This window comes from Schnuerera sp. (genome assembly GCF_035459645.1).
In the GTDB taxonomy this organism is placed as follows: Bacteria; Bacillota; Clostridia; order Tissierellales; family Tepidimicrobiaceae; genus Schnuerera.
Window position 1 is genome coordinate 1 of record NZ_DATHXO010000096.1, and the last position, 2,455, is coordinate 2,455.

Here is a 2,455-nt window from a genome sequence, read left to right on the forward strand (position 1 = left end):
AGTTTCTCCAACTCCATCTAAACTTTTAAGAGGTGGTAAAATTTTCTTACCTTCAATTAAAAATTTATCACTATCTGATTTGTATAAATCTACTTTTTCAAAATCGTATCCTCTAGCGTACATCTCTTGGACGACTTCTAAAACCGTAAGTAAATTTTTTTCTTTTGCAGTCAATTGGTTAGACAAATTTTCCAATTCTTTGATTTTATCATTGACAGTTTCTTTTCCTTTTAAAACTAAGTGAGCATTAAAATCATGAGCTTTAGTTGTAAAATAAGTAGCATAAAAAGCCTCAGGATGATGAACCTTAAAATAAGCGATTCTATAAGACATCATCACATAGGCAACGGCATGCGCCTTGGGAAACATATACTTAATCTTATTACAAGATTCTATATACCATTCTGGAATATTAAAGCTTCTCATATATTCCTCATCATCATCTGATAAACCTCTACCCTTTCGAACATTTTCCATTATTTTAAAAGCTCGTTTCTTATCGAGGCCGGAATAGATTAAATATAACATGATATCATCTCTTGTAGAAATAACATCTTTTAAAGCTGCAACATTATTTCTAACTAGATTCTGTGCGTTATTCAACCATACATCAGTACCATGAGATAGACCACTAATTCTAACTAATTCAGCAAAAGTAGTAGGTTTTGTATCCATTAACATTTGTCTAACAAACTTAGTACCAAACTCAGGTATTCCCAAAGTCCCTACCTCAATATTAATATTTTTATCATGTATATTCAAAGGTTTTATACTAGTAAATAATTTCATAGTTTCCTTATCATCTAAAGGAATACGACTTGGATCTACGCCTGTAATTTCTTCCAACATTCTTATGATTGTTGGAACATCATGTCCTAATATATCTAGTTTTAAAATTCTACCACTAATAGAATGATAATCAAAATGGGTAGTTATAACTCCTGATTTTTTATCGTCAGCAGGATATTGTATAGGGGTAAAATCGTAAATTTCTTTATTCTTTGGAACTATCATTACTCCTCCTGGATGTTGACCAGATGTCCTTTTAACCCCAGTACATCCTTGAACCAATCTATTAATTTCAGCAGGGTGTACATTTAAATCCTTTTCATCATGGTACTTTTTAACAAATCCGTAGGCAGTTTTATCTGCAATAGTACCTATAGTTCCTGCTCTAAAAACATATCCTTCACCAAATAATTCTTCAGTATATTTATGAGCATTAGCTTGATATTCTCCAGCAAAATTCAAATCGATATCCGGTTCTTTATCTCCCTCAAATCCTAGAAAAACTTCAAAAGGGATATCGTGTCCATCTTTGCTTAGTGATGTTTTGCATTTTGGGCAATTTTTATCAGGTAAGTCTATACCTGAACCTATTGAGCCATCTTCTATAAATTCACTATATTTACAATTAGGGCATACATAATGAGGTACTAATGGATTTACTTCAGTAATTCCACTCATTGTTGCCACAAAAGACGAACCAACCGATCCTCTAGAACCAACTAAATAGCCATCATTTAAAGATTTCCAAACTAATTTTTGTGCAATTATATACATTACAGCATATCCATTTTTAATAATTGAGCTTAATTCCATATCCAACCTTTCTCTTACTAGATTTGGCAAAGGGTCTCCATATATTTCAATAGCTCGATTATATGTTATTTCCTTCAACTTTTCTTCAGATCCTTCTATAACAGGAGGAAAAGTACCTTCAGGAATAGGATCCATTTTATCAATCATATTAGAAATTAAATTAGTATTTTTAACAACAACTTCTTCTGCTTTTTCAGGACCCAAATACTCGAATTCTTTAAGCATTTCATCGGTAGTTCTAAGATATAAAGGAGGTTGCAAATCTGCATCAGAATATCCTTGTCCAAACATCAATATCCTTCTATAAATCTCATCTTCTGGATCTAAAAAGTGGACATCACCAGTGGCTACTACTAGTTTATTAAATTTTTCACCTAATTCGACAATTCGTTTGTTTATTTCAATAAGTTCATCTTCATCTTTTACTAATCCATTTCTAACTAAATGCATATTATTACCCAAAGGTTGAATTTCTAAATAATCATAAAAGCGAACAATGTTTTTTATTTCATTATAGTCTTTATTCTTAAGGATAGCTTTATATAGCTCCCCTGCCTCACAAGCACTTCCTAATATCAATCCTTCTCTATATGCGTTTAGTAGAGTTTTAGGGATTCGAGGTTTTCTATAAAAATAATTTAGATGCGATTAAGATATTAATTTATATAAGTTTTTTAAACCTGTCAAATTTTTAGCAAAAATCACTATATGAAAGGATTCACCTTTTGAAATATCTTTTTCTTCTATAAGTTTATTGATTTTGTTAAAATCTTTAATTCCATTTTTATTTAGTATATCCATAGATTTAATAAAAATTTCTGAAGTTGCTTTTGCGTCGTCTACAGCCCTATGA

General features: G+C 30.8%; 1 protein-coding gene and 1 pseudogene. Both read right to left on the bottom strand.

Features of this window, described 5'->3' with window-relative positions; all coding sequences use genetic code 11:
* Positions 1-2,238: pseudogene (locus tag VK998_RS02320) on the bottom strand (PolC-type DNA polymerase III); the annotation flags it as partial.
* 12 nt (positions 2,239-2,250) lie between these two features.
* On the bottom strand, positions 2,251-2,455 hold a 205-nt coding region (locus tag VK998_RS02325), incomplete at its 5' end, for a hypothetical protein (RefSeq protein WP_325225036.1).